Here is a 21,639-nt window from a genome sequence, read left to right on the forward strand (position 1 = left end):
TCGTGTCAGCGGTTCACCGACTGGATCTCCTGCACCGTCACGTCCTGCGTCGCGCCGAACGTGCCCTCGGGAAGGTCGCCGCCCTCGCCCGTGGTGCTGGTCCACGAGATCTTCCAGGTGACGGTGGCTTGCAGCGGGTACGCACCGTCGGAGCCGGAGGCGCGGAGATAGGTGACGCCGCAGGGCGGGGTGTCGTCCGCCTTGCCCTTCGCGTACGGCTCGCCGATGCCGCCGTCGGCGTTGATCTCGCAGTCGCCCGAGGCGGGGTACGTCTGGGCGTCGCCCGTGCCCGGGTCGATGTGCAGGGAGACGGGTTCGGCGGTGGTGGTCGCGGAGAGACCCGTGCCGGGGAGGCTTGCGGTGACCGAGATCTTCCTGAACTTCGCCTTGTCCAGCCAGACCCAGGTGGGGAGGTTGACCTTCGTCGTCCCGGCCGGCTTCATCTCGATCTCGGTGCCGGGGACCGGGAGTTCGTCGTAGGCGTATTCGGCGAGGATCTGGGGAGTGAGGGCGAGGGGCTCTTCGGGGACGTCGCCCTCGTCCACCCAGAACGGCTGCTTGTTGCAGGAGTTGGCCTCGGGGTCGTCCTCGCGATTGGGGTTCTTCACCGCCGCCCAGAACATCCCCTCGCCCTCTTTGTCGAGGTTGTAGTTCTCGTACGGGTCGCCATCCTTGTAATACGCGTCCAGCGAGTCACCGACGAACTCCCCTACGCCACCCAGGAACGGCAGACCGTCGATGCTCCGCCACAGCTTTACGGTCTTCTCGATCTCCTTGGGCGAGAAGGCGGGCTCGTACCAGCAGGCCGGTGGCGTCCAGTTGCTGTTCTCCGGCGTGAGGGTTCCCGTGCCGGTCGGCTCGGAACTGCCGTTCACACTGGTCGTGACCTTGGTCTCCGCCCTGATGACGCCGTCCTGGGCGGAACCGCTCCCGCTGCCCTCTGCTCCGCCGCCCCCGTCGCGGCCGCCGCCGGCGACGGCCACGGACGGTACGGCTGTCACGGCGAGGGCCAGGGCCGGGACGAGGAACCTGCGTGTGGCGGTCGTAGGACGCATCACATGCACCTCTTCGCCGCCTCGGTCGAGGACACGCTCGTGGTCTGCCACACGCCTTCGGAGTTCTTCTCCAGCCGGGTGTTGTAGAAGACGTAGTCACTGGGCGACGCCTTGACCGACCGGTCCACCTTGCCGGTCGCGCGATCCTTCGGGTAGGTTCCGGTCGCGTCCATGCAGTACGTGACCGACGCCGATCCGTCCTTCGCGAACGTGACCTCACGCTCGTAGTAACGGGTCTTGCCGGTGAAGCTGCGGCCGTTGTCGTAGAAGGACTTCACGTAGGTGGCGGCCGACATGAGCGCGTCACCCTTCGAGTAGAACTCCAGCGCCGGGTGCTTCTCCGCATCCACGACGATCGCCTCGTCGATCGAGTTGACGCGCCTCTCGTTGTCGGCCAGTACGGCGTCCTTCTTCGCGTCACCGGTCGAACCGCCCTCGAAGACGTTGTCGATGTCCTTCGGCAGCTTGATGACCGGCCGCTCGACGCTGTCCTCGCTCGCGGACGCGGACGGCGACGCGGACGCCGAAGCGCCCGTGTCCGCGCCCGCGATCTTGTCCTTGCCGGAGTCCTCGCTGTCCGAGCCTCCGCAGCCGGACAGCAGCAGGGCCACCGCCGTCGTCAGGGCCGCAGCGGTGGCAGTGGTGGCGGTGGTCGGGCGTGTGCGCATGGGAAGTCATACCTCCGTTGGTGGGGGGATGGGGAACGGCCAGAGGCGGGGATGGCGTCGGGTCAGCCCACCTCGTTCTCCGCCACCGCCTGCCCGTGGACGACCACGTCGCCGCCGTAGAACATCCCCGTGAAGACCGGGGAGTAGGTGAGCTGGACCTCGACCTCCACCTGTGCGGCGTCGGCTGCCACGCAGTGCGTCGCGGCGATGTCCTGGCCGGTCATGTCCATCTCGGCGGCGAAGGCCTTGACCCTCGCGTCGCAGTTCTCGTAGTTGATGGGGGCGGGGCCGCCCACGTCGTCGTAGAGGGCCTCGCGGTCGATGTCCTGGGCGGCGTAGCGGGCGGCCTGTTCGGCGATGTCCGCGGCGCGTTCGCGCTTGGAGATGGACATGCCGCCGTCGATGACGAAGGCGGAGAGGGAGAGGAAGACGAGGGCGAAGATGATGACCGCGCCGGCGCCCGAGCCCCGGTCGTCCAGCCGGGCGCTCCGGTCCGCGAGCCACGCGCGTGCGAGGGATCTCACGCCGTCCTCCGGTACGGGTCCAGCGGGGAGCTGAAGCTCGCCGAGAGGGTCGTCGGGATGTTGAGGCCGAGCGAGGCCAGGCCCCGTACCTCGCAGCTCACCTCGACCGTGAAGAGGGTGTCGGGCTCGAAGCCGGCGCTCTTCTGGACGACGGAGACCGGGCCGGAGCAGACGTCCGCCAGGTTGGACTCGGCCGCCCTTTTCGCCTCCGCGATCGCCGTGCCGTGGTCCTTCTGGATCGAGCCCGCGCGTGCCGCGTCCCGGGCCGCGCCGTCGAGGGCGCCGCGGCCGTCGACCAGCTGGCCGAAGGCCACGAGGACGAGGATGAAGAGGATCATCACCGGGGCCAGGATCACCACTTCGATGGTGGACAGGCCCCGGTCGCCGCCGGCCTCGGCCTGCCGCACGCGGGATGTGGTGCGGGGTGTGATGCGGGAGAGGTCCATCTAGTTCTCTCCCTCCTGCACGAAACGCTCCACCGGCCCCATCGACTGCGCGTGCACCGTCAGGTCCAGGCCCGGGAACACCGTCGGGATGCGGGCCGTGATCTCCACGCCGACCGTGTCCTGTTCCGGCTGGAGCATCTTCACGTCCGGTGACAGGACCAGTTGGGGGCCCAGCTGGCGGATGTAGCTGTCGACCACGTCCTGTGCCTCGCCCCGCCAGCCGCCGGGCTGGGCGTCGGCCGTCGCGCGGGCCTTGCGTGCGCCCGCCTGGGCCGCGGCCTGTGCCACGTGGTCGGCGAAGAAGTACAGCCCGAACTGCACCGTCGCGAAGATCATGAAGAAGAGGACCGGCGTGAGCAGCACGAACTCGATCGCGGTCATGCCGGAATCGCCACGCGCGGAGGCAGCCTCCACGCGGCGGCGCACCCAACCACGTACGCGCACTGACACCCCCGTACTCCCCGTACTCCCCGTAGCAGCGGAACCCGTACCCGCGGTCAGCAGGTGCTGCCCGCGTCCGCGCCCTTGATGCAGTCGCCGACCTTGTTGGCGCCCTCGCTGAGCGCGGCGTTGATGATGGCGGCCACCACGCCGACGATCGCGACGACGACCGCGGAGATGATGACCCACTCGACCGCGGACGCGCCCCGGTCCAGTTCGCCGGAGCGGGCGCGGTCCACGCGGGCCCGCAGGAAGGTGATCAGGAAGTCCACGGGCACGATGCCCGTGGTGCCGGTGCGGAGGTTCCGTCCGTTCATGGTGAGTCTGTCCTCTCGTATCAGTTCTGGGAGCGAAGCGGCTCGGAGCTGCTGAATCGGAGCTGAGATAGCTGCGTCAAAAGCTGCGTCACACCTGAAACACCCGCATCGCCGCCGGGTAGATCAGGAACACCAGGAACCCGGCGCACAGCAGGAGCTGGGCCACGAGCATCGACTGGGACTTCTCACCCGCGCTGCCCTCGATCTCGGCGAGTTCGCGGTGCCGCATGGTCTCGGCGCGGGAGGCGAGGGACTCGCGGACCTTGGCGCCGTCGTCGGCCACCAGGGCGAGCGAGGCGGAGAGGTCCTTGAGCTCCTCGACGCCGAGGTCCTCGCCGAGCTGGCCGAGTGCCTGCCACTGGCTGATGCCCGTGATGCGCGCGTCGGCCAGGGCGTTGCGGATGCGGTGGGTCGCCCAGCCGTCCGACACCTCCGCCGCCGCCATCAGGGCCTCGGGCAGGCCGCGCCCGCCGGCCAGGCTCATGGAGACCAGGTCCAGGTACGCGCCGATCACGCGCCGCAGGTCACGGCGCTTGTCGGCCGCGTCCCGGCGCACCTCCAGGTCGGGGAGGAAGAAGAAGAGCGCCGCGCAGAGCAGGGCCAGCCAGACCGGGATGATCGGGCTGTCGCCGAAGCCCAGCGTCCAGACGATCGCGAACAGGAACGGTCCGAAGAACAGACCGCCCGCGGCCAGCAGCGCCTTCGTCGCCAGGAACTTCTCCCAGCTCCGGTCCAGCACCGCCAGGTCCGCGCGCAGCGATCGCAGCTCCCAGCCCTGCTGCATGTACAACTCGGCGACGCGAGCGCCGACCTGGGCACGCAGCGAGCCGAGGCGGCTGGTGTCCTTCGCCGCGCGGGCCGACTCGTACGCCGTTCCGCGCGCCCGCATCGCGTCGATCCGCGCGACCTGCTGGATCGGGCTCCGTCTGCTCGGCATCAGGGCACGGACCAGGGCGTAGACGCCCAGGCCGATGACGGCGCCGACCAGTACCGGCATTGTCAGGTTCATCGTCGTACCCCCTCGTCTCCAGACGCCTGCGACGGCTGGGACGGTTGCGGCAACCGCTGCGCGGGCTGGCCCTGCTGGCCCTGCTGGCCCGTCCGGTCCGAGGTACGGGGACGAACGAACTGGACCTCGGAACCGTCCCGCACCAGGAAGCGTTCCGGGGTCTCGATGGTCGACAGCTTGCGCAGCCACCAGAACCCCAGCGCGAACAGGCCGCACACGCAGGCCAGTACGAGCTGGCCGACGGGCGAGCCGTACGGCTCGACGAAGTCCCGGTTGAAGATGGACAGGCCGAGGACGAAGAGGACCGACACCGCCACGACGATCTGGACGGACCGGCGGGTCGAGGCGCGCTGGGCCATCACGCGCTGGCGCATGTCGACCTCCTCGCGCGCCGACTTGGCGAGCGCGCCGAGGACCTGGCGCAGGCCCGGACCGCGCAGCCGCGCGTTGAGGATCAGCGCGGCGACGATGATGTCGGCGGAAGCGTCGTCGATCTCGTCGGCGAGGTGCTGGAGCGCCTCGGGCAGCGGGGTGCGGGAGCGCAGCCGGTCGACCAGGGCGTCCAGGTGCGGGCGCAGGACCGGGGCGGCGGCGCGTGCCGAGGCCGGGATGGCCTGCTCCAGGCCGACCGCGCCCGCGATGGTGTCGCGCAGCGACTCCGTCCAGGAGGCGAGGGCCTCCACCCGCTTCATGGCGGCGCGTTCCTCGGCGGCGCCGCCGAAGAGGCGGTCCCAGAAGAAGACGAGGATGCCGGCCGCGATGCCGAGCACCGCCCAGCGGGTGAGGAGCAGGACGACGAGGCCGACGATGGCCGCGAGGGAGCCGCGCCGACCCGCCCACCGGATCAGCTCGTTGGCCCGCTCGCTGGCCTGGCGCTTCTCGTGCTCGGGCTTGGCGGGCAGTCCGCGTACGGCGACCAGGAAGAGGGCGAGTCCGCCGCCGACGGCGACGCCGCAGCCGAGCGCGTACAGGACCGTGGTGGAGAACAGGCCGCCCATGGATCCGAGGGAGTCCAGTGCCGCGAGAGAGGTCGTGGGGGTCGTCATGTCCGTCTCACCCCCACGTTCCGTTGGGCCGGTAGCCGTAGGCGATGAGTTCCTCCAGGCAGGCTATGGGGGCGTGCGGTACGACCCGGCCGTCGGGCGTTTCGGCGAAGACCTCGCTGGACAGCACGCGGCCGTCGACGCCGTTCACCTCACGGACCGAGGTGACCACGCGCTGGAGGCGCCCGCCGCTCTGGAAGTTGTTGCGCCGCTGGATGAAGACGACGAAGTTGACGGCGCCGGCCACCAGCATCTGGCTGGCCTCGATCGGCAGCCGCTCCGTGGCCTGGAGGGCGTACGTCGAAATACGGTTGAAGACCTCGTGCGAGCTGTTGGCGTGGATCGTGGACAGCGAGCCGTCGTTGCCCTGCGACATCGCGTTCAGCATGGTCACGATCTCGTCGCCGAGCACCTCACCGACGATGACGCGGGAGGGGTTCATACGGAGGGAACGGCGGACCAGTTCCGCCATGCTGATCGTGCCCTGGCCCTCGGAGTTGGGCAGCCGCTCCTCGAACGCCACCACGTTGGGGTGGAGGTCGGGGAAGGTGTCGAGGCCGAGCTCCAGGGCTCGCTCGACCGTGATGAGCCGCTCGTGCGGGGGGATCTCGTTGGCGAGGGCGCGCAGCAGCGTCGTCTTGCCGGCGTTCGTGGCGCCCGCGATCATGATGTTCTTGCGGGCGCGTACCGCGCAGGCCAGGAAGTGGCCCAGCTCGGGGGCGAGGGTGCCGTTGCCGACCAGGTCGGAGATGAAGACCTTGCCCATGCGCGCGCGGCGGATGGACAGCGCCGGGCGACGGGCGACGTCCATGACCGCCGACAGACGCGAACCGTCCGGCAGTCTCAGGTCCAGCTGCGGGTTGGCGGAGTCGAAGGGGCGGGACGACAGACCCGAGTAGGCGCCGAGGATCTGGATCAGCTCGATGAGTTCCTCGTCGGTCTCGGCGACCGGCTCACCGCGCTCCTCGCGCCCGTCGGAGTAGCCGACGAAGACGTGGTCGCAGCCGTTGATGTCGATGTTCTCGACCTCGGGGTCGTCGAGGAGCGGCTGGAGCCGCCCGACGCCGAACAGCGCGGCGTGCACGGCGGCGGCGTACTGCTCCTCCGTCTCCGCGTCCAGCGGCGTACGCCCGGCGTTGATCTCGGCGCGGGCGTACTCCTCCAGGATCTGCGCGATGACGGCGCGCGCGTACTGCCGCTCGTCCTCGGTGGACATCGGCGTGACGCCGCTGACCTGGTCCTGGCGGCGCTGCTCGGAGATGCGGTCGCCGGCGTCCTGCCGGAACCGCTTGACCAACGAGTGGTCGACAGCGGTCATCGGCCGGCCCCCGCGTGGCCGGTCATGCCGGTGCCGGCGGGTCCGGTGGGCACGGACCAGGCGGCGCCGAACTGCTGGTACAGGTCCGAGGTGACCTTGCGGGCGGAGCGGATGAGCAGCGACTTCTCCAGCCGCCCGCGCTTGCGTCCGGCCAGCTGGTCGGCGCCGGCCGGGTCGTCGGCGATCGTGCCGACCACGCGGGCGCCGGTCTGGGCGTGCACGAGCATGTCGTTGACCTGGCCGGAGAGCTTGGCGGCGTTGTTCGTGTCGGCGACGAGGACGACGCCGATCATCGGCATGCCGAGGCTCGCGGCACCGCGCGGGCCGCCGTGCAGCTTGGCGGAGAGGGCGGCGGCGCGGTCGCGGACGCGGGCGATGGCCTCCGGCTCGGTACGGGAGATGAGGAGTACGAGCGCGGCGTGCGGGAACAGCTCCGCGGCCGGGGTGTCCCCGCTGACGCGGCCGCAGTCGGCGATGACGTCGGCGGGCGCGTTCGGGGAGTCGGCGAGGGAGGCGAAGGCCCGGCCGAGGGTGGGCCACAGGCCCGCGAGGCCGGCGGCCTGCTCGGAGATGCCGAGACCGACGAGTACTTCGAGGCCGCCGCTGAGCGGCTGTACGTGGTCCCAGAGCTGGTCGGGCACGAGGCCGCGCCGCGCGGTGGCGGCGATCGACAGCATACCGGTGTTGGGGTTGAGCGGACCGCCGTGCGCGGCCGCGGACCTGTACACCAGGTCGCCGCCCGCCGGGTCGGTCTCGGCGAGCAGGACGCGGCGCGGCCAGACCGCCGCGAGGGCGACGGCCGCGGTGGTGACGCCGGGGGAACCCTTGTCAGCGGCGAGGGCGATGAGGGCCATGGCTGCGGGGGTCGCCTTCTACTTGCCGGGGACGCGCACGAGAGCCACTTCGCCGGCGGAGGCCGCCGAGGCGAGGGCCGCCGCGTCGCCCTCGTCGACGAGGAGGGTGACGGAGAGGCTGCCCGTGTTCAGGGTGGCGTCGCCGTCCTTCTTGACGTTGTGCACCTGGGTGTTCGCGATGAGGGAGTTGTCGGAGGCGGACGAGGAGTTCTTGTCCGACGAGTCGCCGGCGGAGCCGGAGCCGACCCGGTAGGCGGCGACGGCGTCACCGTTCTTGATGTCGTCGTAGTACTGACCCTCCTTGAGAGCCAGACCGACGTATGCCTTGCCCTGCTCCATACCGGCCTTGCCGCCGAACATCTGCCCCACGACCACTGTGCCGGGGTAGAGAGTGGACTTGGCCTGGAGCTTCTTGAGGGACTCCCACTGCGACCACGGCACGAAGTCGGCGCCGGAGTCGTCGCTCACCATCACGGGCTTGATCTTGTCCTTGGTGATCGCCGAGCCGGCCGGGACCTGACCGGTCAGCTGGATGACCTCCACCCGGTCCCCGACCCGCAGCACCAGCGTCGTCGCGCCCAGCGCGCCCAGCAGGATCAGCAGCACCGCCAGCGCGGCCAGCGCCGGTTTGCGCTCGCGAGGAGGGCTGGGAAGCCGGTCACCGACCGACGGCTGAGCCGGAGCCGCGGAACGTCCCGCGCCCGCCCCCGTACGCTCCTGGATCTTCACGCAACCGCTCCCCGTACACCCAAGAAATTGTCTGCCACGTAATTGCTCTTGAGCACGTATCACTCAAGTACGCAGAATCATCTGCACATTCGGACACTCCACCCGTGCCCGCCCGACCGGTGGCGCCCAGGGACATCCCCTGACGCACCCGCCCGACCTGGGCGAATAACCAGCAGTGAGGCGAGTGTCAAGCCATCGCACCGTATCAGCCGCACATAAGCCCCTCAAGGCGTGCCCGCCCCCTGACCCCACACCCTGCTCACCGTTACTCATCTGCAACTTCGCGACCTGGCAACCCCTTTGGGGACGGCCCGCGGGCCAGGCAACTCGACTGTGCGGGTGCGAATTCATTACCGGTGCGACCGGACAGCTCCCGCGTACCGTTCGTCACGGCGCGGCCATGATGCCTGCACGATTCACTCACGAGAGAGCCCGCGGGGGACCGGATCCCCCATGCCATGATCTTCGCTCGGATCAGTGACCCGGGGCAGCAGCACGAGGGCAACGCCGGGGGGACCTCGGGCATCTAACAGTCATCGCCCGGACCCGGACAGTTCCTGCAGTTCCTGGTCGAACCGCCGCCCCCAGCCGACCGGCCGCCCCCCCCCTCTCCCCCCACACATCAAGGAACCCCCATGAACCGACCCACCACGGCAGCCCTCTCCGCCCTCTCCCTGCTCTCCCTCGCCGCGCTCACCGCCTGCGGCGGGGACTCCGGCTCCGGTTCGGACGCGGACAAGCCGACGGCGACCGCGTCGCAGGAACAGCAGGAGAAGCAGGCGACGCCGGAGGAGCGGCTGAAGCAGCTCGCCATCACGCAGGCGGACGCCCCCGGCGACAGGAAGGTCACGGAGCCCGACGACGAGTTCGTCCTCGCCAAGTCGGCCAAGGAGGTCACGGTGGACAAGCCCGTCTGCGCACCGCTGGCCCTGGCCATGAACCAACTCCCCCTCGGAGAACCCCAGGCCGACCTCACGCGCGTCGTCGACAGCGGTGGCGCGAACATCGGCGCGTTCACGTACGTAACGCTCACGGCGTACGAGTCCGGCAGCGCTGAGTCCGCGATGTCCGGGCTGTCGAAGGCGGTGGACGCCTGCGGTGATGGCTTCACGGCCAAGTCCGACGAGAACACGAGCGCGTACGACTCGGTGACCGCCGAGAAGCCCGTGGCGGCGGCCGGCGACGAGTTCCTCGGGTTCCGTTCCACGCTGACGTTCCGTGGCGTCACCCACACCGTGCACACCCAGGCCGTGCGCAGCGGCGACGTCCTCGCCGTGTACTTCTCGGTCGACGGCAGCGCCATCGCGAACGCCAGGCCGAGCGACGCGAAGCTGCCGGCGGCGGTGGTGGAGGCGCAGAACGGGAAGCTGGGGTGAGGGAGCGGGCGGTCTCGCGGCAGCGAAGCCGCCACTAGAGTGCCGCGGGCGGGAATGACGGGGATCAGGGACCGGGACACGGGACCGGGAGACGGGGGATGCACGGGTGCCGTACGAGGAGCCGGAGGGCAGCCCGCTCTAAGCGCTCGGCGACGGCATCTCCCGGATGGCGGACCGGGTGAGGGAGTCGGCGCACGTCCACTGGGAAGGGGGCGTTCGCCTGAGACCCGACAGGCCCAGGCCTACCTACCGCTGCCGGGCGGCGCGGCTCTTCTCCTTGCCCTTCTTGCGCAGCTTCCGCAGCCACTCCCGCTCCCGAGCGTTGCGCTCGGCCACAACGGCACTGCGCCACCGGTAACAGAGCCGACCCAGGAGGGCCACACAGCCGACGTACGCGAGCAGCACCGGACCGGTCCCCGGAATGTAGGCGCAACCCGGTTCGTACGAGCGGCAGTTCTTGCCCCGCAGGCCACTGAAAAGAAACACGACCGGCCCGATCGCAGCCACCCAACGGACACCACGGGCAACCGTCCGAGCCACACGCGGCAGCCTGCCAGTGCGTACTGCGGAGGAACACTGGAGCCGGTCCGACACAGCGCCGGCCCACCCGAGCACGCTGACCAGTCCGAGAGCACCGCCCACTGCCCAGGCCCCTCCGGGCAGGTCATAGAAGACGGGAGCACTCTCGCGCGCGAACCACCTCGTGCCCCCGACGGTATGGACAAGCGCGGCTCCGGCGATCACGACGAACAGCAGAAGCCCGGCCCCGTCCCGCGCCCGAAACCGATCGTCGCGCGCCTTCACCCGCGTCGCCCCACTCTCGGCCGGCCCTCGTCATACTCCCGGTCCCACTTGCTCTGACGCACTCCACCCCAGGTGCCCATCACGACGGCCGCCCCGAAGAGCGTCGCGAGGAACCCTCCGTACGAGCTGCTGTCCCTGTCCTCAGTCGGACTGGCAAGGCCCTCGGGGTCGTAACGCACGCGCAGCTTGTCGCCCTTCGACACCCAGTCTTCGCAGCCGCCGCCCTCCGAGAGCGAGGGGGATATCGTCCGCCCGTCGACCGAGCGCAGGTCGCAGTGGTTGGTTCCGCTGTCGTCCATGCCGACGACCACCGCGTCGGTCCACGCGCCCCGGTCCGCCAAGGCGGCTTGATCACCGGCGAACTTGCCGACCACCCCCAAGGCAACCCCCGCGATGACCGGCACGACAAGCTGCCACGCGACTTTCCTCTTCTTGCGCGGCACCCGCCGCAACAAGAGCACCGGAATCAGCACCGACGCCAGTGGGAGCACCAGTAGCGCGAGCAAGAGCCCTACGCCCCGCACCACAGACGGCAACGGCACAACAGGCCCCAGCCAGGAGAGCCCCAGCGAACCGCCGGCGCGCACCAGACTGACCAGCAGCCACCGCACCCAATCCGCCCGCCACCACACGCCCGTACCGCCCCGCTCCGGCCGAACAGCGGCCCCGGTTCCGGATATGTCGTCTGCCACGTGGCCCCTCGCCCCTCAGTCGCACCGCGCGTGTCCGGGGGCCCACCCTAACGAGCACGACGTCGTGGCAATTGCCAGCGGGAACAGAGGCGTCAGTCAGAGATCACGCTCGACCCGCTTGGGGCGCCTCGGAAGGTCCCCGTGTCGATCTCAATCCGCTCCCCCGATGGCCGGCGTGGAGCAGACCGGCTCGCCGTACGGGATCTCGACGACTCGCCCATACCCCGAGGCGTACGGCTCCGACATCAAGGTGACCAAACCCGGATCCGTCACCAAGGACGGCAGCGCGGGAAACGTCACGTCCGCCGATGTCAGCTGGGACCCGCCACCCGCGAGATCCACAAGCACAGGATGCGACTGCCCCGCCTCGGCAGCACCGACGCCCAGCGCCCCCAGTCCTCGCCGGCGACTGAACAACGGCGACAACACTGTGCAGTGTCACCCTCGCGGACCTTCGCCACCGTCATGAGCACCTTCCGCTGGACCTACGCCTGAAGGCTCCCCTCCGCCACACCCCCGAAGAAACGGTTGGCCCTGGTATCGGCTTTGCTCCTCTTGAACTGAGTTCTCCTCCGTCGGCCCACTTCCTCCCTGTCCCGGACAGGGCTCCCCGTGTCTTGAACCGTCACCGATCGGGACACGGACAGGACACGACCACTCCCCCGAGCGCACGGTACGCCCAGCATTGTCCGCGTTTTCGCGGAAGTTCGCTCTGGCGAAACCAATAACCCCACCACTACCGTCAGATCTCTTGACCGAAGCTTTGTCTCACGGGGAGCCCACTGTGAAGCGCCGTTCTTTGCCCGTTGCCACCGCGCTAGCTGCAACGGCAGCGCTACTCCTCACCGCCTGCGGCGGCGGGGACGGCAAGTCCGAGGAGAACGACAAGATCGCTGGTGCGGACACGGACAAGTCGACAGAGCCGGCTTCGCCGGACAAGAGCACTCCTCCCGGACCGGCCGACCGGCCGAGGATCACGTTTCCCAAGGGCGTGGAGAACAAGTTCGAGAACTGGGAGACGGGCGACCCCACCGAGAACGCGGTGCTCTCCGACGTGGCCCAGACCGTGAACGCGGTCGACGACGCCATCCTTCGGGGCAACGCGGACTCGGCGTCCGTCGCGTACTACCGCCAGGGCGACGCCCTGGTGAGCGCCCAGAAGTGGATCCAGGCCTGGCTGGACGAGGGCCTCACCTGGACAGGCGTCACCCGCTACTTCAAGCCCGACATCAAGGTCGCCGACAAGGACACGGCCGCGGTCGTGTACTGCGCCGACGAGAGCAAGGCGTACAACAAGGACCGCGAGACCGGCAAGGTGGACAAGACGCCCTCCGACGAGAGTCCGTACGTCACTTACAGCACGCAGTTGAAGAAGAACGACAAGGGCGTCTGGCAGACCACGGAAGTGCAGTCGAAGAGGGGGGACAAGTCGTGCGCGCCCTGACCCGAGGCATAGCCGTGACAAGCGCTCTCGTCACGGCGCTGGCCCTGGCCGCCGGAACCGCGCAGGCGAAGGGGCCTGGCGCCTCCGAGTCCGAGATCGACACCGAGGGCACCAGATCCGGTGGCGACCTGGTCTCAAGGATCACCTACACCACCACTTCCCCGGGCGGCGGGGACACCGGCGGCAACGTCACCCCCGTCGGCGACTGGACGCCGCCTGCCTGTTGGTACGAGCCCCGCTCCGCCAAGGAGTTCTCGCAGTACGTGGAGGACATGTACAGCGAGACGGTGAACACGCCGGGTCAGCACAGCTATGCCAAGACCTCCGTGGGCATGTTCCGGGAAAAGTACAAGGACGGCGAGTACGAGAACTACAACCTGGACGTGAAGGATGAGGGCAACTGGTGGGTCGCAGTCCAGGACGAGGACCGCTGGATGGAGCCCGAGGCGCAGCTCTGCGACGAGGAGCCCTTCTGGGTCGAAAACGGGGACGCTCCGCCGGTCGAGAACGCCGTGACGCCGGAGGTCCTCGCCGAACTCGCCTACAACCGCGTCCGCTTGCCGACCACCGAGGTGTCGCTCGCCCCCGCCGATACCACCAAGGTCAACCTCCCGACCTGGGCGTGGCTGGACAAGGCCACGTTCAAAGAGGTGTCGGTCACAGCCTCGCTCGACGTCGGCGGCGTGAACATCCAGGCCACCACCACCGCCACCCCAGTCTCCCTCAAGCTGGAGCCCGGCACCCCGGACGCCGAGACCTATCCCGCCTCCGGCGAGTGCACGATCAACGACGACGATTCGATCGGGGAGCCGTACGCCAAGGGCAAGGCCGACCAGAACCCGCCCTGCGGCATCAAGTACCTCCGCTCCTCGGGAGACGGCACCTTCAAGCTCCAGGCCACGGTCACCTGGGAGGTCGCCTGGACCGGCAGCGGCGGCGCGGGCGGCGATCTGCCCGACGGGACCTTCGGCAACGACCAGGCGGTCACCGTCCAGGAGATCCAGGCGGTCAATCGCTGATGAGATCCGCAGGCCTCGCGAAGACCGCGAAGACGAGACTCGGCTTTGAGGCCGGCTACTCCGCCTGGTGCCGGCTCAGTAGAATGCCGGATCCGCCCGGGGAAGTGCGCAAGGCTGCGGGCAGAGCGCCGTACGTTACTCGCCGCCTTGAGAACTTCGTGGAGTGGTTTCTGAGCTCCCAGGAGCGTGCTTGGGACCGCGCTCGGGACCGGGACGACGAGAAGCGGAAGATGGCCATCACGGCCGCATGATCAAACACGGGGGAAGAAAACTGCATGGGTGAGCCGGACCTGACGGTCGACTACGACTTCCTCGCAGACTGCGAGCGCAAGCTCGGCCAGCTCAAGAAGACCTTCGAGGACATCGAGAACCGCCGGGACGACATGAAGGAGCACTGGGGCTCCGGTGCCGTGGCCGGGGCCATGGAAAAGTTCGTCGACAACTGGGACGACTACCGCACCAGGCTCGTCGAGTCCATCGAATCGGTCGGCAAGCTCGTGGCCGGCAGCAAGAAGGCGTTCGAGGATCTCGACGACGAGCTGGCCAAGGCGAACAAGAAGAAGCAGAAGAAGTGACGCCATGACACCGACATCCAAGCGCCGTCCGGTGGACTGGCAGCCGCTGTGCGCATCCGATCCCGTTCCCGGCGATCCGGAGGAGATCCGTGCCGAGGTCAAGCACATGATCTCGGTGGCCGAGAAGCTCCGGGACCAGGCCAAGAACCTCAAGGCGATCAGCGACGACGAGACTCTCAAGGGTAAATACGTAAAGACCCTGCGCGACGAGTCCTCCACGCTGGAGAAGCACATGCGGGAGGTGGCCGGACGATACGAGCGGGTGCACGGCCACCTGACCAAGTGGTCGAACGAACTGGAGGATTTCCAGAGCGACGCCGACAAACTCCTGCGCCAGGCCAAGGAGAAGCAGGAGGAGGTCGAGGCCGACAAGGCCAAGAAAGCCGCGTCGGAGGACAAGGACGTCCCGCAGACGTCCCCCAGCGGCACCAGCCCCGCCGACGACCCCATCCAGCCGTATCGAATCACCCTGCACACCCTGACCGGCAACCGGATCACTCGTGCCAATCACTATGCCGGGAAGATCCGCGACGAGATCGACGACGTCATCGAGGACTCGACCTGGGACAACATCAAGGGCTGGGTCCATGACCACGCGGACGGGATCAAAGCCTTTATAGACGTCCTCGGCTGGGTCGCCACGTTCGCCGGCTTTCTGGCGCTCGCCATTCCCGGCTTGAACTTGCTCGTCCTTGGCATCGCGGCGCTCACGATCGGGCTCAGACTCCTGCTGGTGGCATCCGGCGACGCCACCTGGACGGATGTCATCTTCGACGTCGTGGGAGGGCTGCTCGTCGTGGGTGGCATCGGAGCCGCCGCGAAGCTCGCAAGCGGCGCCAAGGCCACCGTGGGCGCTGCTCAGGCCGCCCGAACAGCCGGCCTGAGCCGAGGGCTCAGAGGCGTCAAGGGCATCATGGATGACATGGGGCGGGTGATGTCCAAAATGCCGGAAGGGGCGGGGCGACAGGTAGTCAGTGCGGCCCGTAACGGCATACGGAAGTCCATCTCTCAAAACGTCGGTCTGGTGGCCAAGGCGCCTCTGCGGGTCAGCCCGCTGTCGACCCTGCTGCACCTCGGCGACAAGGAAATGGCCGGCATGGCCAAGATGCTGCAGGCGAACAAGGCCACCTTCCCTGCGGCCGCTGGGGCCGCCGCGGACAAGGCGTACAAGTCCTACCAGGTAGGCCTCGGCATCGCATGGACCGGCATGGGGATGGACGTCATGGACAAGACGCTGGGCAAGAGCGACCTGACGAGCTGGACTCACGAACACCTCGGAACCGGAGAAAAGCCGTACAACGAGGGGTATTCCGACTGGAAGGACAACACTCTTAAGCCCGCTCCCGACACCCACTGGTGAGGAACGATCGTGGACCTGCACTCAGCGCAACGCATTACCGAAGCCGAAGCCGCCCGCACGGGGCTCGGCACCGGCCCGAACCGGCGACTCCGGTTGACTATGCTGATCGGCATGCCACTGGTCTTTCCGGTGATCGGAGTCATGATTCTCGTGCCGGAATTTCTGAGAGACGAGGTTCTTCACGTCTATGAGGCCGGGATCATCGGCTGTCTTCTCCACTATGCCTGGGTCTTCGCGAAGTACCCCCGGTACGCGGGCCGTCCGCCCTACCTCACCCGAGATCTCGCCATGGGCGGCGGCTTCTACCTGCCTTCCTTGCTGCTCGGCTTCTGGCCGGGCATGATCGCCGCCCCGGCGTGGGCGCTCTTCGTTGGCGTTTCCTATGCAGTGGAAGGGATGCGGGAGCGCCATGGCCGCCGCTGAGACCCGCCGGGCCCCGAACGGCTTCAACTTGGTGCCGCCACCCGGCTGGGATGTGATTCCGCTACGCAACGGCACCAGGGAAGCGATGGACCACATCGTCCGCAAGGCTGTCGCACAACTGCCCGTCGGCTTTCCCAAGGACGACATTCCGAGAGCCCGCCTGAAACTCAACCAGGAGATGAAGAAGGTCGTCCGCCGGGCAAGGGCCAAGGGGGGTATGACCCTCTACCTCCCCACCGAACGTCTTCACGGCGTCGCTCTGCCCGTCTCGCTCGTGGCTTCGGAGCCGATCGAGATTCCGCGGGTCAGGCCCGAAAGCGGCCCGGAAGCGGTCCTCGCCGCGCTCGCCTCCGTGACTCCCGGTGCCGAGACGCGGGAGCTCGACGACACCGCGGCCCTGCGCTCGGAGCGAGACGTACCCGCCGATGCCGCCCAGGGCGTCGACGTCGCTCACCGCCGGGTCGAGTACTTCGTACCTGTCCCGGACAGCGCCCCGGACCAGTACCTCACCTTCTCCTTCAGCGCGCTGATCGCGCCGGGCTCGGACCCCGCCTTCTATGACACGCTCGTGGAGCTGTTCGACGCTGTGATGAGCACGTTCCGCTGGGCCTACGCCTGATGGCGCCCCTCTCACTGCCCGCGCCCTGACGAAGGAGACCTCTGATGTCCGAAGGCACCCTGTGGAGCGACGACCTCGGTGCGCTCCACGTCGATACGGATGCCAACAAGGGCCTCTGGGGCTATCTCTGGCTCCAGATGGACAAGAAGACCTTCAAGGAATGGCTGGACGCGACTCTGGCCGACCTGGCCGCCGCGCACGACATCGAACTCACCCGCAAACTCCGCCGCTTCCACAAGACCTTCTACGAGCAGACGATCGTCACGCTCCGGGACAAACTCCAGGTCGACGAGGCGTTCATCTACCACCCCGTTCCACTGACCTACATGCCACTGGTAATGCACGCCACCCGCATCCACTGCGAGGCCGGTAACGCGGCTTCCTGCGAGGGAAGCACCGCACTCACGGTGCCGCACCCGGAGATCCCCGAGTGGCAGCAGCGAACCGGCAGTATTCCGTTCGCCTCTCCACACCTGGGCGCGGACGGAGTCCGAGTCACTCGCTCCTACCCCGCAGACAGCAGCATCATGATGACTTCGGTGACGTATCACTGGCACACCCCGCCCGGCATCCCCGACGTCTGCCTCCGCGGGCACCACGACGATCCGGAAGTGATCGCCGCGGCCATGGAGCCCCTGGACGACTTCGCGCGGACGCTCCGGCTTCCTGGAGCGCCTCATTGACCGGCACCGCTGGGGGTGGATGCAACCTCGTGACCTGAGCGGCGCCGTGTGTGCTCTGCCGTGTGGTCGTGACGGCCACGTCGCGAGGAGTGTTCGGTTGCGGAAGTCAGCCAACGTGTGAGCACTTCGACGACACCCCGCTTGGGATGTATTCACCCTTTAAGCCAGATTTGCAAGGAACTTCGCAGTGGCGAAACACCGCATGTCAGCGCTACCGCCACCAGCGCCTGTCCTCCCGCCCCCGTGCTTGCGGTGAGAGCAGAAGGGCGGCACTGCAGTGCAGCTGACATCTCCGCGGGGGAGCCATGAGTGACTTGTACATCGACGGCGAGATGCTGGACCGGGTGCGTTACAACCTCGGACACATCGACGACCTCTTCGCCAAGCCGATCCGCGCGATGGCGGACATCGATGCGAAGGCGATGGGCGCCTCTCAGCTCGAGCATCGCATGGAGGAGTTCGGCGAGGAGTGGGATTACGAAATCAAGCAGCTGCGCAAGTTCTCCAAGGGCGCTGCTAAGACTCTTGACACGATCGAGAAGACGTTCACCCAACTCGACTTGGACCTTGCCGACGCTCTTTCCAAGGCGGCCAAGAAGAAGTGAGCGCGCCTACCCTCGATGACTTCCCGGCGCTGGGTTTCGTTCCGTGCCCCGGGGACCACATCGCCGTGGACGAGGTCTCCGACTCCATTCGCCACACGGCAGAAGCACTCGGCGAGATCAAAAAGGTCCTGGACGGAGCAGCCAAGGGCGACTGGCGTGGAAAGGCCGCCATCGCCTTCCGGGAACTGCTCGACGACGACTTCCGACCGAAAGTCGTGGATGCCTACGACTCCTTCGACAAGGCGAAGGGTGTCCTCCAGGGCTGGTCCAGCTATATGGAGGACAAGCAGAAGAAGGCCCGCAGTCTCGAGCGAGAGGCCGCCGAGGCCAAGTCGGCTGCGGACAAGTCCAAGGACAAGGGCCGTTCCGAGGCGGAGAAGAAGCCCTCGTCCGGAAGCGCCGACGGCACGGACCCCGTCGAAGACGTGCGCAAGCGCGCCCGCACTCTTCATTCCGACTACGAGGAAGAGGGCCGTAACGCCGCCAAGCGGTTACAGAAGGCCATCGACATCGCGCCGAACGAACCGGGATTCTGGGACAATCTCGGCGAGGCCATCGGGAACGCGCTTGACTCCATCGCCGATGCGGCGGCGTGGCTGCACGACCAGGCGATCGAGCTGCTGGGCAAGCTGGCTCCCCTCCTGGACCTCATCGGCGACATCGCCGGCCTGTTGAGCGCGGTCACGGGACTGCTGGCGCTTGTGCCAGGCCTCCAGTTCCTCGGCGCGGCATCTCTCGTCCTCGCCGGTGTCGCACTCGGTGCCCACTATCTCTCCGCCGTAGGCACGACAGGCAGCTTCGGGAAGGCGCTGCTAACCAAGGACGTCATCATGGACGCCGTCGGATTCGGGCTGGGCAAGGTCGGGGCGAAGATCGGTGAAGGCGTGCTCGCCGCGGCCAAGGCTTCCGGAGCCCCCACGCGCATGGTGCCTCAGCTGATCGGTCCGGCGCAGGAACTGCCCATGGGTTATTTCCAGTTGGCTTCCACGTCGTACGCCATGGGGCACACCGAATTCCTGTGGCGAACGGGCGGCTACTCCACCACGTGGACCGGCAATGTCATGACGGCAGAGGGCAGCGGTGACAGCGTCGAAACGCTCGGCAAGATCTTCTCGTTGGACTTCGGTCCTCTGGCTCAGAAGCCCAAGGTCTCCAATTGAGTACTGACACCGAGGCACCGGACATCGAACCTGGAGAGATCCAGCTCTTCGTCCCACCGGACTGGTTCGACCTGATGGCCGACGGAACGGACAGGGACGCCACGCGGGAGCGGTGCGCCGATCTCGTCCGTCGTACCTATCCGGACACTTCGGCCGAGCGCAGGGAAGAATTTACGGACGGCCTGCTCTACTGCTACGACCGCTATTTCGCCGACGGTGTGGTCATGTACGGGGTTATCACCGCCCCTCTCCCCAATACCGGCGCCCAGGCGGTCTGGCAGGTCTACGGTGGGGTGGCGGCCGTGCCTGGCCGCCCCGACGAACTGGATCTCGGCGCGCTGCTGTCGAAGGTGTTCGACGAGCAATTCGCCGGCGCGACCTCGTATGTCGAGCGCTTTTCCACGGACATGGGCCTCGGCTTCGGTTTCATCGCGCAGCCGCCGGTACGGCCACCGAGCGACTGGGAGGGCGAGTCCGCTCCGGATGTGCGGACCGGTCTCGCAGGAGTGCTCTCCTGCCCGTCCGACGGCGGCAGAGGCCTCCTTGTCATCGGAACCTGCCTGGACCCGGATCAGGTCCGAGAGCTGGCCGGCCTGGTCGCGGTCATCGCCGGCCACTCGGTCTTCATCCCTTCGAGTACTGAGTGACGCGCGCGGACACCACGGGAACGGACATGACGAACACCACGAACAGTCACCAGACAGGGCAGAACCGCCCCTCACGCTTCCGGGCCGCCCCACTGCCGGATGCGCCTCGGGCGGTCGCCGACTGGCCGGATCGTGCCTCACGTGTACGAGATCAGCAGGAAGCCCTCGCCGCTCTGGTCCGCGAGGACCTCTCGCGTGCCCGGGCTCTCACCTTCCTCGTCTGTGCTGTCGTGGTGACGTTCGTCGCCGGGGTGGTGCCGGTGATGGTCGTCGATGCCGCGGAGGCAGAGGGCAGCGAGACCACCGACGTCGCGGTGTCGCTGGTGCTGGGCCTCGTACTGCTCGCCGTCCTCGCCCTACCGGCCTCGGCTGTACTGCGCGGGCTGCGGAGGCGCTCGAGCCGGCGCTTCACGCTGATGCGGCAGTGGGCTGCCGTGGAACGCGGACACGATGCGGAATTCCCCACCCAGTACGGCGTACAGGGGTATCCGCACGGCCGCTTCTTCTACGCGGCCGTCATGCTCGTCCTCGTGGTCGTCCTCTCAGTGGCCGTCCTCGCCGACGTGTCCGACCCCAAGGTCCTGGCCCTGCTGCCCTGCCTTGTCGTGGCTGGGCTCCTCGCCTGGAGTACTGCCAGGAAGTACGCCGGACGTTACGGCTGGTCCACGCGCGAGCGGCTGGAGCGAATCCGGGCCCGGCGGCAACAGCAGCGCGCGCGGCTCGGACAAGGACCGACGGCCGCCGGCGGCACGGTGACGCGTCCGCCCGGCGTCCACCCGGCGCTGATCTACGCCGCGCTCTTGGCGCCGACCGTCATCGTCACCCTGGTCTTCGTCGTCGTACGTCCCAAGGAGGCCCTCAGCCTCGCGGTCGCGGCCGCGCTCGCTGCAGCCGTGCTGGCACTGGGGTTGCCCAAGGTCTTGCTCACGCGCCGCCGTGAGCGGACCGAACTCGATGTTGCGGCACGCGCCCTCACGTCGTCCTTCCCTCCCGGGACCGCTGTGCACCCGGTGCGCTACGGACTGGCGGAGACGCATCCCGGGGCAGCCGACACCGCCGGGCCGTCCAGTTGGGACGCCGGGCCCTCCCGTACGGGTGCCCTGGCGGTCGACGGCGGAGCGCTGCGCCTGCGGGGTACGGACGGGGCGGCTCTCGACGTTTCGCTCGGCGAAGTGGAGGGTGTGATCCTTACCCCCAGCGGCGTGGCGTGGGCCGCGGACTCGGTGGATGTTCTCCTTCGCTCTGGAGAGGCGATCGAGTTCCGGTCTCCGCGGGCGGGGTCCATCGTCGACACACTCGCCGGTGCCGGTGTGCAGGTGCTGGAGCCCTGAGTCGCGTATTGATTCACGGTTGAGGCCTACCGACTTCGGTGCGGCGAAGCACGCGTAATGCCTCGCCACACCGTCGTACAACGCTTCAGGCGAGCGTCACTTCCGCGCCTGCTTCGCCAGTTCCTCGTCGATCTGCTCGAACTTGTCGGCGGCCGTGGTGAGGTAGTCGCCCATGCCGTCGAGGCCGTCGAGGGTGGTCTTGGCGCCCTTGGTGAACTCGTCGAAGTTCTCGTCGAAGGCCTTGGAGGAGGACTTCGTGACGTAGCCCGACTCGACCAGGTTGGCGATGTACTTGCGGAGGCCGTCGAGCTTCTCCTGGAGCTTTTCCTTCTCCTTCACGACATGCTTGGCCGCATCCCGCATGTCCTGGTATGTGATGTCAAGGTCTTTGGCCATGAAGCCGCTTCCTCTCACAATGCCGCAGGGCCAACCCCCGTGGCTCCTTGTTTGCGGATCGAACCGGCGCACCGGTCAAACCGGGCGCGTGTAGCGACCGG

Annotated in this window: 26 protein-coding genes; 12 read left to right on the forward strand and 14 right to left on the reverse strand. The window is 68.1% G+C overall.

Annotated elements, in window-relative coordinates:
• Window positions 1-5: 5 nt before the first annotated feature.
• From ACFW48_RS11075 to ACFW48_RS11125, 11 genes are all read right to left on the reverse strand, one after another.
• A complete protein-coding gene (locus tag ACFW48_RS11075) occupies window positions 6-1,055 on the reverse strand; it encodes a hypothetical protein (RefSeq protein ID WP_386312740.1) in 1,050 nt (349 codons plus the stop codon).
• Window positions 1,055-1,723: a hypothetical protein gene (locus ACFW48_RS11080; RefSeq protein ID WP_386312743.1), complete on the reverse strand. Its 669-nt coding sequence runs from the start codon at window positions 1,721-1,723 to the stop codon at window positions 1,055-1,057. The genes ACFW48_RS11075 and ACFW48_RS11080 overlap by 1 nt, the downstream gene beginning before the upstream one ends.
• A 62-nt stretch (window positions 1,724-1,785) precedes the next feature.
• Window positions 1,786-2,247 (reverse strand): pilus assembly protein TadG-related protein, encoded by a 462-nt coding sequence (locus ACFW48_RS11085; protein WP_386312746.1) that lies wholly within the window; start codon window positions 2,245-2,247, stop codon window positions 1,786-1,788.
• The gene (locus tag ACFW48_RS11090; RefSeq protein WP_386312748.1) at window positions 2,244-2,693 is read right to left on the reverse strand and encodes a TadE/TadG family type IV pilus assembly protein; all 450 of its coding nucleotides are present in this window, start codon (window positions 2,691-2,693) and stop codon (window positions 2,244-2,246) included. Before ACFW48_RS11090 ends, ACFW48_RS11085 begins: the two co-directional genes overlap by 4 nt.
• Window positions 2,694-3,143, reverse strand: a complete 450-nt coding sequence (locus ACFW48_RS11095; RefSeq protein ID WP_121748547.1) for a TadE family protein — start codon at window positions 3,141-3,143, stop codon at window positions 2,694-2,696.
• A 47-nt stretch (window positions 3,144-3,190) separates the two neighbouring features.
• Entirely contained in the window at window positions 3,191-3,451 is a 261-nt protein-coding gene (locus tag ACFW48_RS11100; RefSeq protein ID WP_043381290.1) for a hypothetical protein, read from the reverse strand.
• Window positions 3,452-3,539: 88 nt separating this feature from the next.
• The gene (locus ACFW48_RS11105; protein ID WP_386312752.1) at window positions 3,540-4,460 is read right to left on the reverse strand and encodes a type II secretion system F family protein; all 921 of its coding nucleotides are present in this window, start codon (window positions 4,458-4,460) and stop codon (window positions 3,540-3,542) included.
• Window positions 4,457-5,506, reverse strand: coding sequence for a type II secretion system F family protein (locus ACFW48_RS11110; protein ID WP_386312754.1), 1,050 nt, complete (start codon window positions 5,504-5,506; stop codon window positions 4,457-4,459). The genes ACFW48_RS11105 and ACFW48_RS11110 overlap by 4 nt, the downstream gene beginning before the upstream one ends.
• A gap of 7 nt (window positions 5,507-5,513) precedes the next feature.
• Window positions 5,514-6,821, reverse strand: a complete 1,308-nt coding sequence (locus ACFW48_RS11115; RefSeq protein WP_386312757.1) for a CpaF family protein — start codon at window positions 6,819-6,821, stop codon at window positions 5,514-5,516.
• Complete coding sequence (locus tag ACFW48_RS11120) at window positions 6,818-7,675, reverse strand: hypothetical protein (RefSeq protein ID WP_386312760.1); 858 nt, start codon at window positions 7,673-7,675, stop codon at window positions 6,818-6,820. Before ACFW48_RS11120 ends, ACFW48_RS11115 begins: the two co-directional genes overlap by 4 nt.
• Before the next feature lie 18 nt (window positions 7,676-7,693).
• The gene (locus ACFW48_RS11125; protein ID WP_386312761.1) at window positions 7,694-8,404 is read right to left on the reverse strand and encodes a hypothetical protein; all 711 of its coding nucleotides are present in this window, start codon (window positions 8,402-8,404) and stop codon (window positions 7,694-7,696) included.
• A 635-nt stretch (window positions 8,405-9,039) separates the two neighbouring features.
• Here ACFW48_RS11125 and ACFW48_RS11130 point away from each other — a divergent pair.
• A complete protein-coding gene (locus tag ACFW48_RS11130; protein ID WP_386312763.1) occupies window positions 9,040-9,780 on the forward strand; it encodes a hypothetical protein in 741 nt (246 codons plus the stop codon).
• Between the two features lie 246 nt (window positions 9,781-10,026).
• Here the strand turns inward: ACFW48_RS11130 and ACFW48_RS11135 are convergent, their stop codons facing one another.
• Entirely contained in the window at window positions 10,027-10,266 is a 240-nt protein-coding gene (locus tag ACFW48_RS11135) for a hypothetical protein (protein WP_386312766.1), read from the reverse strand.
• 314 nt (window positions 10,267-10,580) lie between these two features.
• Window positions 10,581-11,276 (reverse strand): hypothetical protein, encoded by a 696-nt coding sequence (locus ACFW48_RS11140; RefSeq protein WP_386312768.1) that lies wholly within the window; start codon window positions 11,274-11,276, stop codon window positions 10,581-10,583.
• Window positions 11,277-12,060: 784 nt separating this feature from the next.
• Here ACFW48_RS11140 and ACFW48_RS11145 point away from each other — a divergent pair.
• From ACFW48_RS11145 to ACFW48_RS11195, 11 genes are all read left to right on the forward strand, one after another.
• Window positions 12,061-12,720 carry a hypothetical protein gene (locus ACFW48_RS11145; RefSeq protein WP_386312771.1) on the forward strand — a complete coding sequence of 220 codons (660 nt, stop codon included), beginning with the start codon at window positions 12,061-12,063 and terminating at the stop codon, window positions 12,718-12,720.
• A 14-nt stretch (window positions 12,721-12,734) separates the two neighbouring features.
• Window positions 12,735-13,739 carry a hypothetical protein gene (locus tag ACFW48_RS11150; protein WP_386312772.1) on the forward strand — a complete coding sequence of 335 codons (1,005 nt, stop codon included), beginning with the start codon at window positions 12,735-12,737 and terminating at the stop codon, window positions 13,737-13,739.
• A 275-nt stretch (window positions 13,740-14,014) separates the two neighbouring features.
• On the forward strand, window positions 14,015-14,314 hold the full coding sequence (locus ACFW48_RS11155; RefSeq protein WP_386312774.1) for a hypothetical protein: 300 nt from the start codon (window positions 14,015-14,017) through the stop codon (window positions 14,312-14,314).
• Window positions 14,315-14,318: 4 nt separating this feature from the next.
• On the forward strand, window positions 14,319-15,674 hold the full coding sequence (locus ACFW48_RS11160; RefSeq protein WP_386312776.1) for a hypothetical protein: 1,356 nt from the start codon (window positions 14,319-14,321) through the stop codon (window positions 15,672-15,674).
• Between the two features lie 9 nt (window positions 15,675-15,683).
• Window positions 15,684-16,097 carry a hypothetical protein gene (locus tag ACFW48_RS11165; protein ID WP_386312778.1) on the forward strand — a complete coding sequence of 138 codons (414 nt, stop codon included), beginning with the start codon at window positions 15,684-15,686 and terminating at the stop codon, window positions 16,095-16,097.
• Window positions 16,084-16,716, forward strand: a complete 633-nt coding sequence (locus tag ACFW48_RS11170) for a hypothetical protein (RefSeq protein WP_386312780.1) — start codon at window positions 16,084-16,086, stop codon at window positions 16,714-16,716. The genes ACFW48_RS11165 and ACFW48_RS11170 overlap by 14 nt, the downstream gene beginning before the upstream one ends.
• 44 nt (window positions 16,717-16,760) lie before the next feature.
• Window positions 16,761-17,399: a hypothetical protein gene (locus ACFW48_RS11175; RefSeq protein WP_386312781.1), complete on the forward strand. Its 639-nt coding sequence runs from the start codon at window positions 16,761-16,763 to the stop codon at window positions 17,397-17,399.
• A gap of 305 nt (window positions 17,400-17,704) precedes the next feature.
• Entirely contained in the window at window positions 17,705-18,004 is a 300-nt protein-coding gene (locus ACFW48_RS11180) for a hypothetical protein (protein WP_386312783.1), read from the forward strand.
• Complete coding sequence (locus ACFW48_RS11185; RefSeq protein WP_386312784.1) at window positions 18,001-19,164, forward strand: putative T7SS-secreted protein; 1,164 nt, start codon at window positions 18,001-18,003, stop codon at window positions 19,162-19,164. Before ACFW48_RS11180 ends, ACFW48_RS11185 begins: the two co-directional genes overlap by 4 nt.
• Window positions 19,161-19,811, forward strand: a complete 651-nt coding sequence (locus ACFW48_RS11190) for a hypothetical protein (protein WP_386312785.1) — start codon at window positions 19,161-19,163, stop codon at window positions 19,809-19,811. Before ACFW48_RS11185 ends, ACFW48_RS11190 begins: the two co-directional genes overlap by 4 nt.
• A gap of 26 nt (window positions 19,812-19,837) precedes the next feature.
• Entirely contained in the window at window positions 19,838-21,142 is a 1,305-nt protein-coding gene (locus tag ACFW48_RS11195) for a hypothetical protein (protein WP_386312787.1), read from the forward strand.
• A 96-nt stretch (window positions 21,143-21,238) separates the two neighbouring features.
• On the opposite strand, the gene ACFW48_RS11200 is transcribed toward ACFW48_RS11195, so the two are convergent.
• A complete protein-coding gene (locus ACFW48_RS11200; protein WP_386312789.1) occupies window positions 21,239-21,538 on the reverse strand; it encodes a WXG100 family type VII secretion target in 300 nt (99 codons plus the stop codon).
• Window positions 21,539-21,639: the final 101 nt, after the last annotated feature.

This window comes from Streptomyces sp. NPDC058812, assembly GCF_042744565.1.
Lineage (GTDB): Bacteria > Actinomycetota > Actinomycetes > Streptomycetales > Streptomycetaceae > Streptomyces > Streptomyces thinghirensis.

Bases quoted from the DNA above. Each gene is read 5' to 3' on its own strand.
- ACFW48_RS11105 (WP_386312752.1), bottom strand. From the start codon at position 4,460: ATGAACCTGACAATGCCGGTACTGGTCGGCGCCGTCATCGGCCTGGGC.
- ACFW48_RS11075 (WP_386312740.1), bottom strand. From the start codon at position 1,055: ATGCGTCCTACGACCGCCACACGCAGGTTCCTCGTCCCGGCCCTGGCC.
- ACFW48_RS11170 (WP_386312780.1), top strand. From the start codon at position 16,084: ATGGCCGCCGCTGAGACCCGCCGGGCCCCGAACGGCTTCAACTTGGTG.
- ACFW48_RS11120 (WP_386312760.1), bottom strand. From the start codon at position 7,675: ATGGCCCTCATCGCCCTCGCCGCTGACAAGGGTTCCCCCGGCGTCACC.
- ACFW48_RS11155 (WP_386312774.1), top strand. From the start codon at position 14,015: ATGGGTGAGCCGGACCTGACGGTCGACTACGACTTCCTCGCAGACTGC.
- ACFW48_RS11160 (WP_386312776.1), top strand. From the start codon at position 14,319: ATGACACCGACATCCAAGCGCCGTCCGGTGGACTGGCAGCCGCTGTGC.
- ACFW48_RS11080 (WP_386312743.1), bottom strand. From the start codon at position 1,723: ATGCGCACACGCCCGACCACCGCCACCACTGCCACCGCTGCGGCCCTG.
- ACFW48_RS11195 (WP_386312787.1), top strand. From the start codon at position 19,838: ATGACGAACACCACGAACAGTCACCAGACAGGGCAGAACCGCCCCTCA.
- ACFW48_RS11115 (WP_386312757.1), bottom strand. From the start codon at position 6,821: ATGACCGCTGTCGACCACTCGTTGGTCAAGCGGTTCCGGCAGGACGCC.
- ACFW48_RS11200 (WP_386312789.1), bottom strand. From the start codon at position 21,538: ATGGCCAAAGACCTTGACATCACATACCAGGACATGCGGGATGCGGCC.
- ACFW48_RS11130 (WP_386312763.1), top strand. From the start codon at position 9,040: ATGAACCGACCCACCACGGCAGCCCTCTCCGCCCTCTCCCTGCTCTCC.
- ACFW48_RS11180 (WP_386312783.1), top strand. From the start codon at position 17,705: ATGAGTGACTTGTACATCGACGGCGAGATGCTGGACCGGGTGCGTTAC.
- ACFW48_RS11175 (WP_386312781.1), top strand. From the start codon at position 16,761: ATGTCCGAAGGCACCCTGTGGAGCGACGACCTCGGTGCGCTCCACGTC.
- ACFW48_RS11110 (WP_386312754.1), bottom strand. From the start codon at position 5,506: ATGACGACCCCCACGACCTCTCTCGCGGCACTGGACTCCCTCGGATCC.
- ACFW48_RS11090 (WP_386312748.1), bottom strand. From the start codon at position 2,693: ATGGACCTCTCCCGCATCACACCCCGCACCACATCCCGCGTGCGGCAG.
- ACFW48_RS11100 (WP_043381290.1), bottom strand. From the start codon at position 3,451: ATGAACGGACGGAACCTCCGCACCGGCACCACGGGCATCGTGCCCGTG.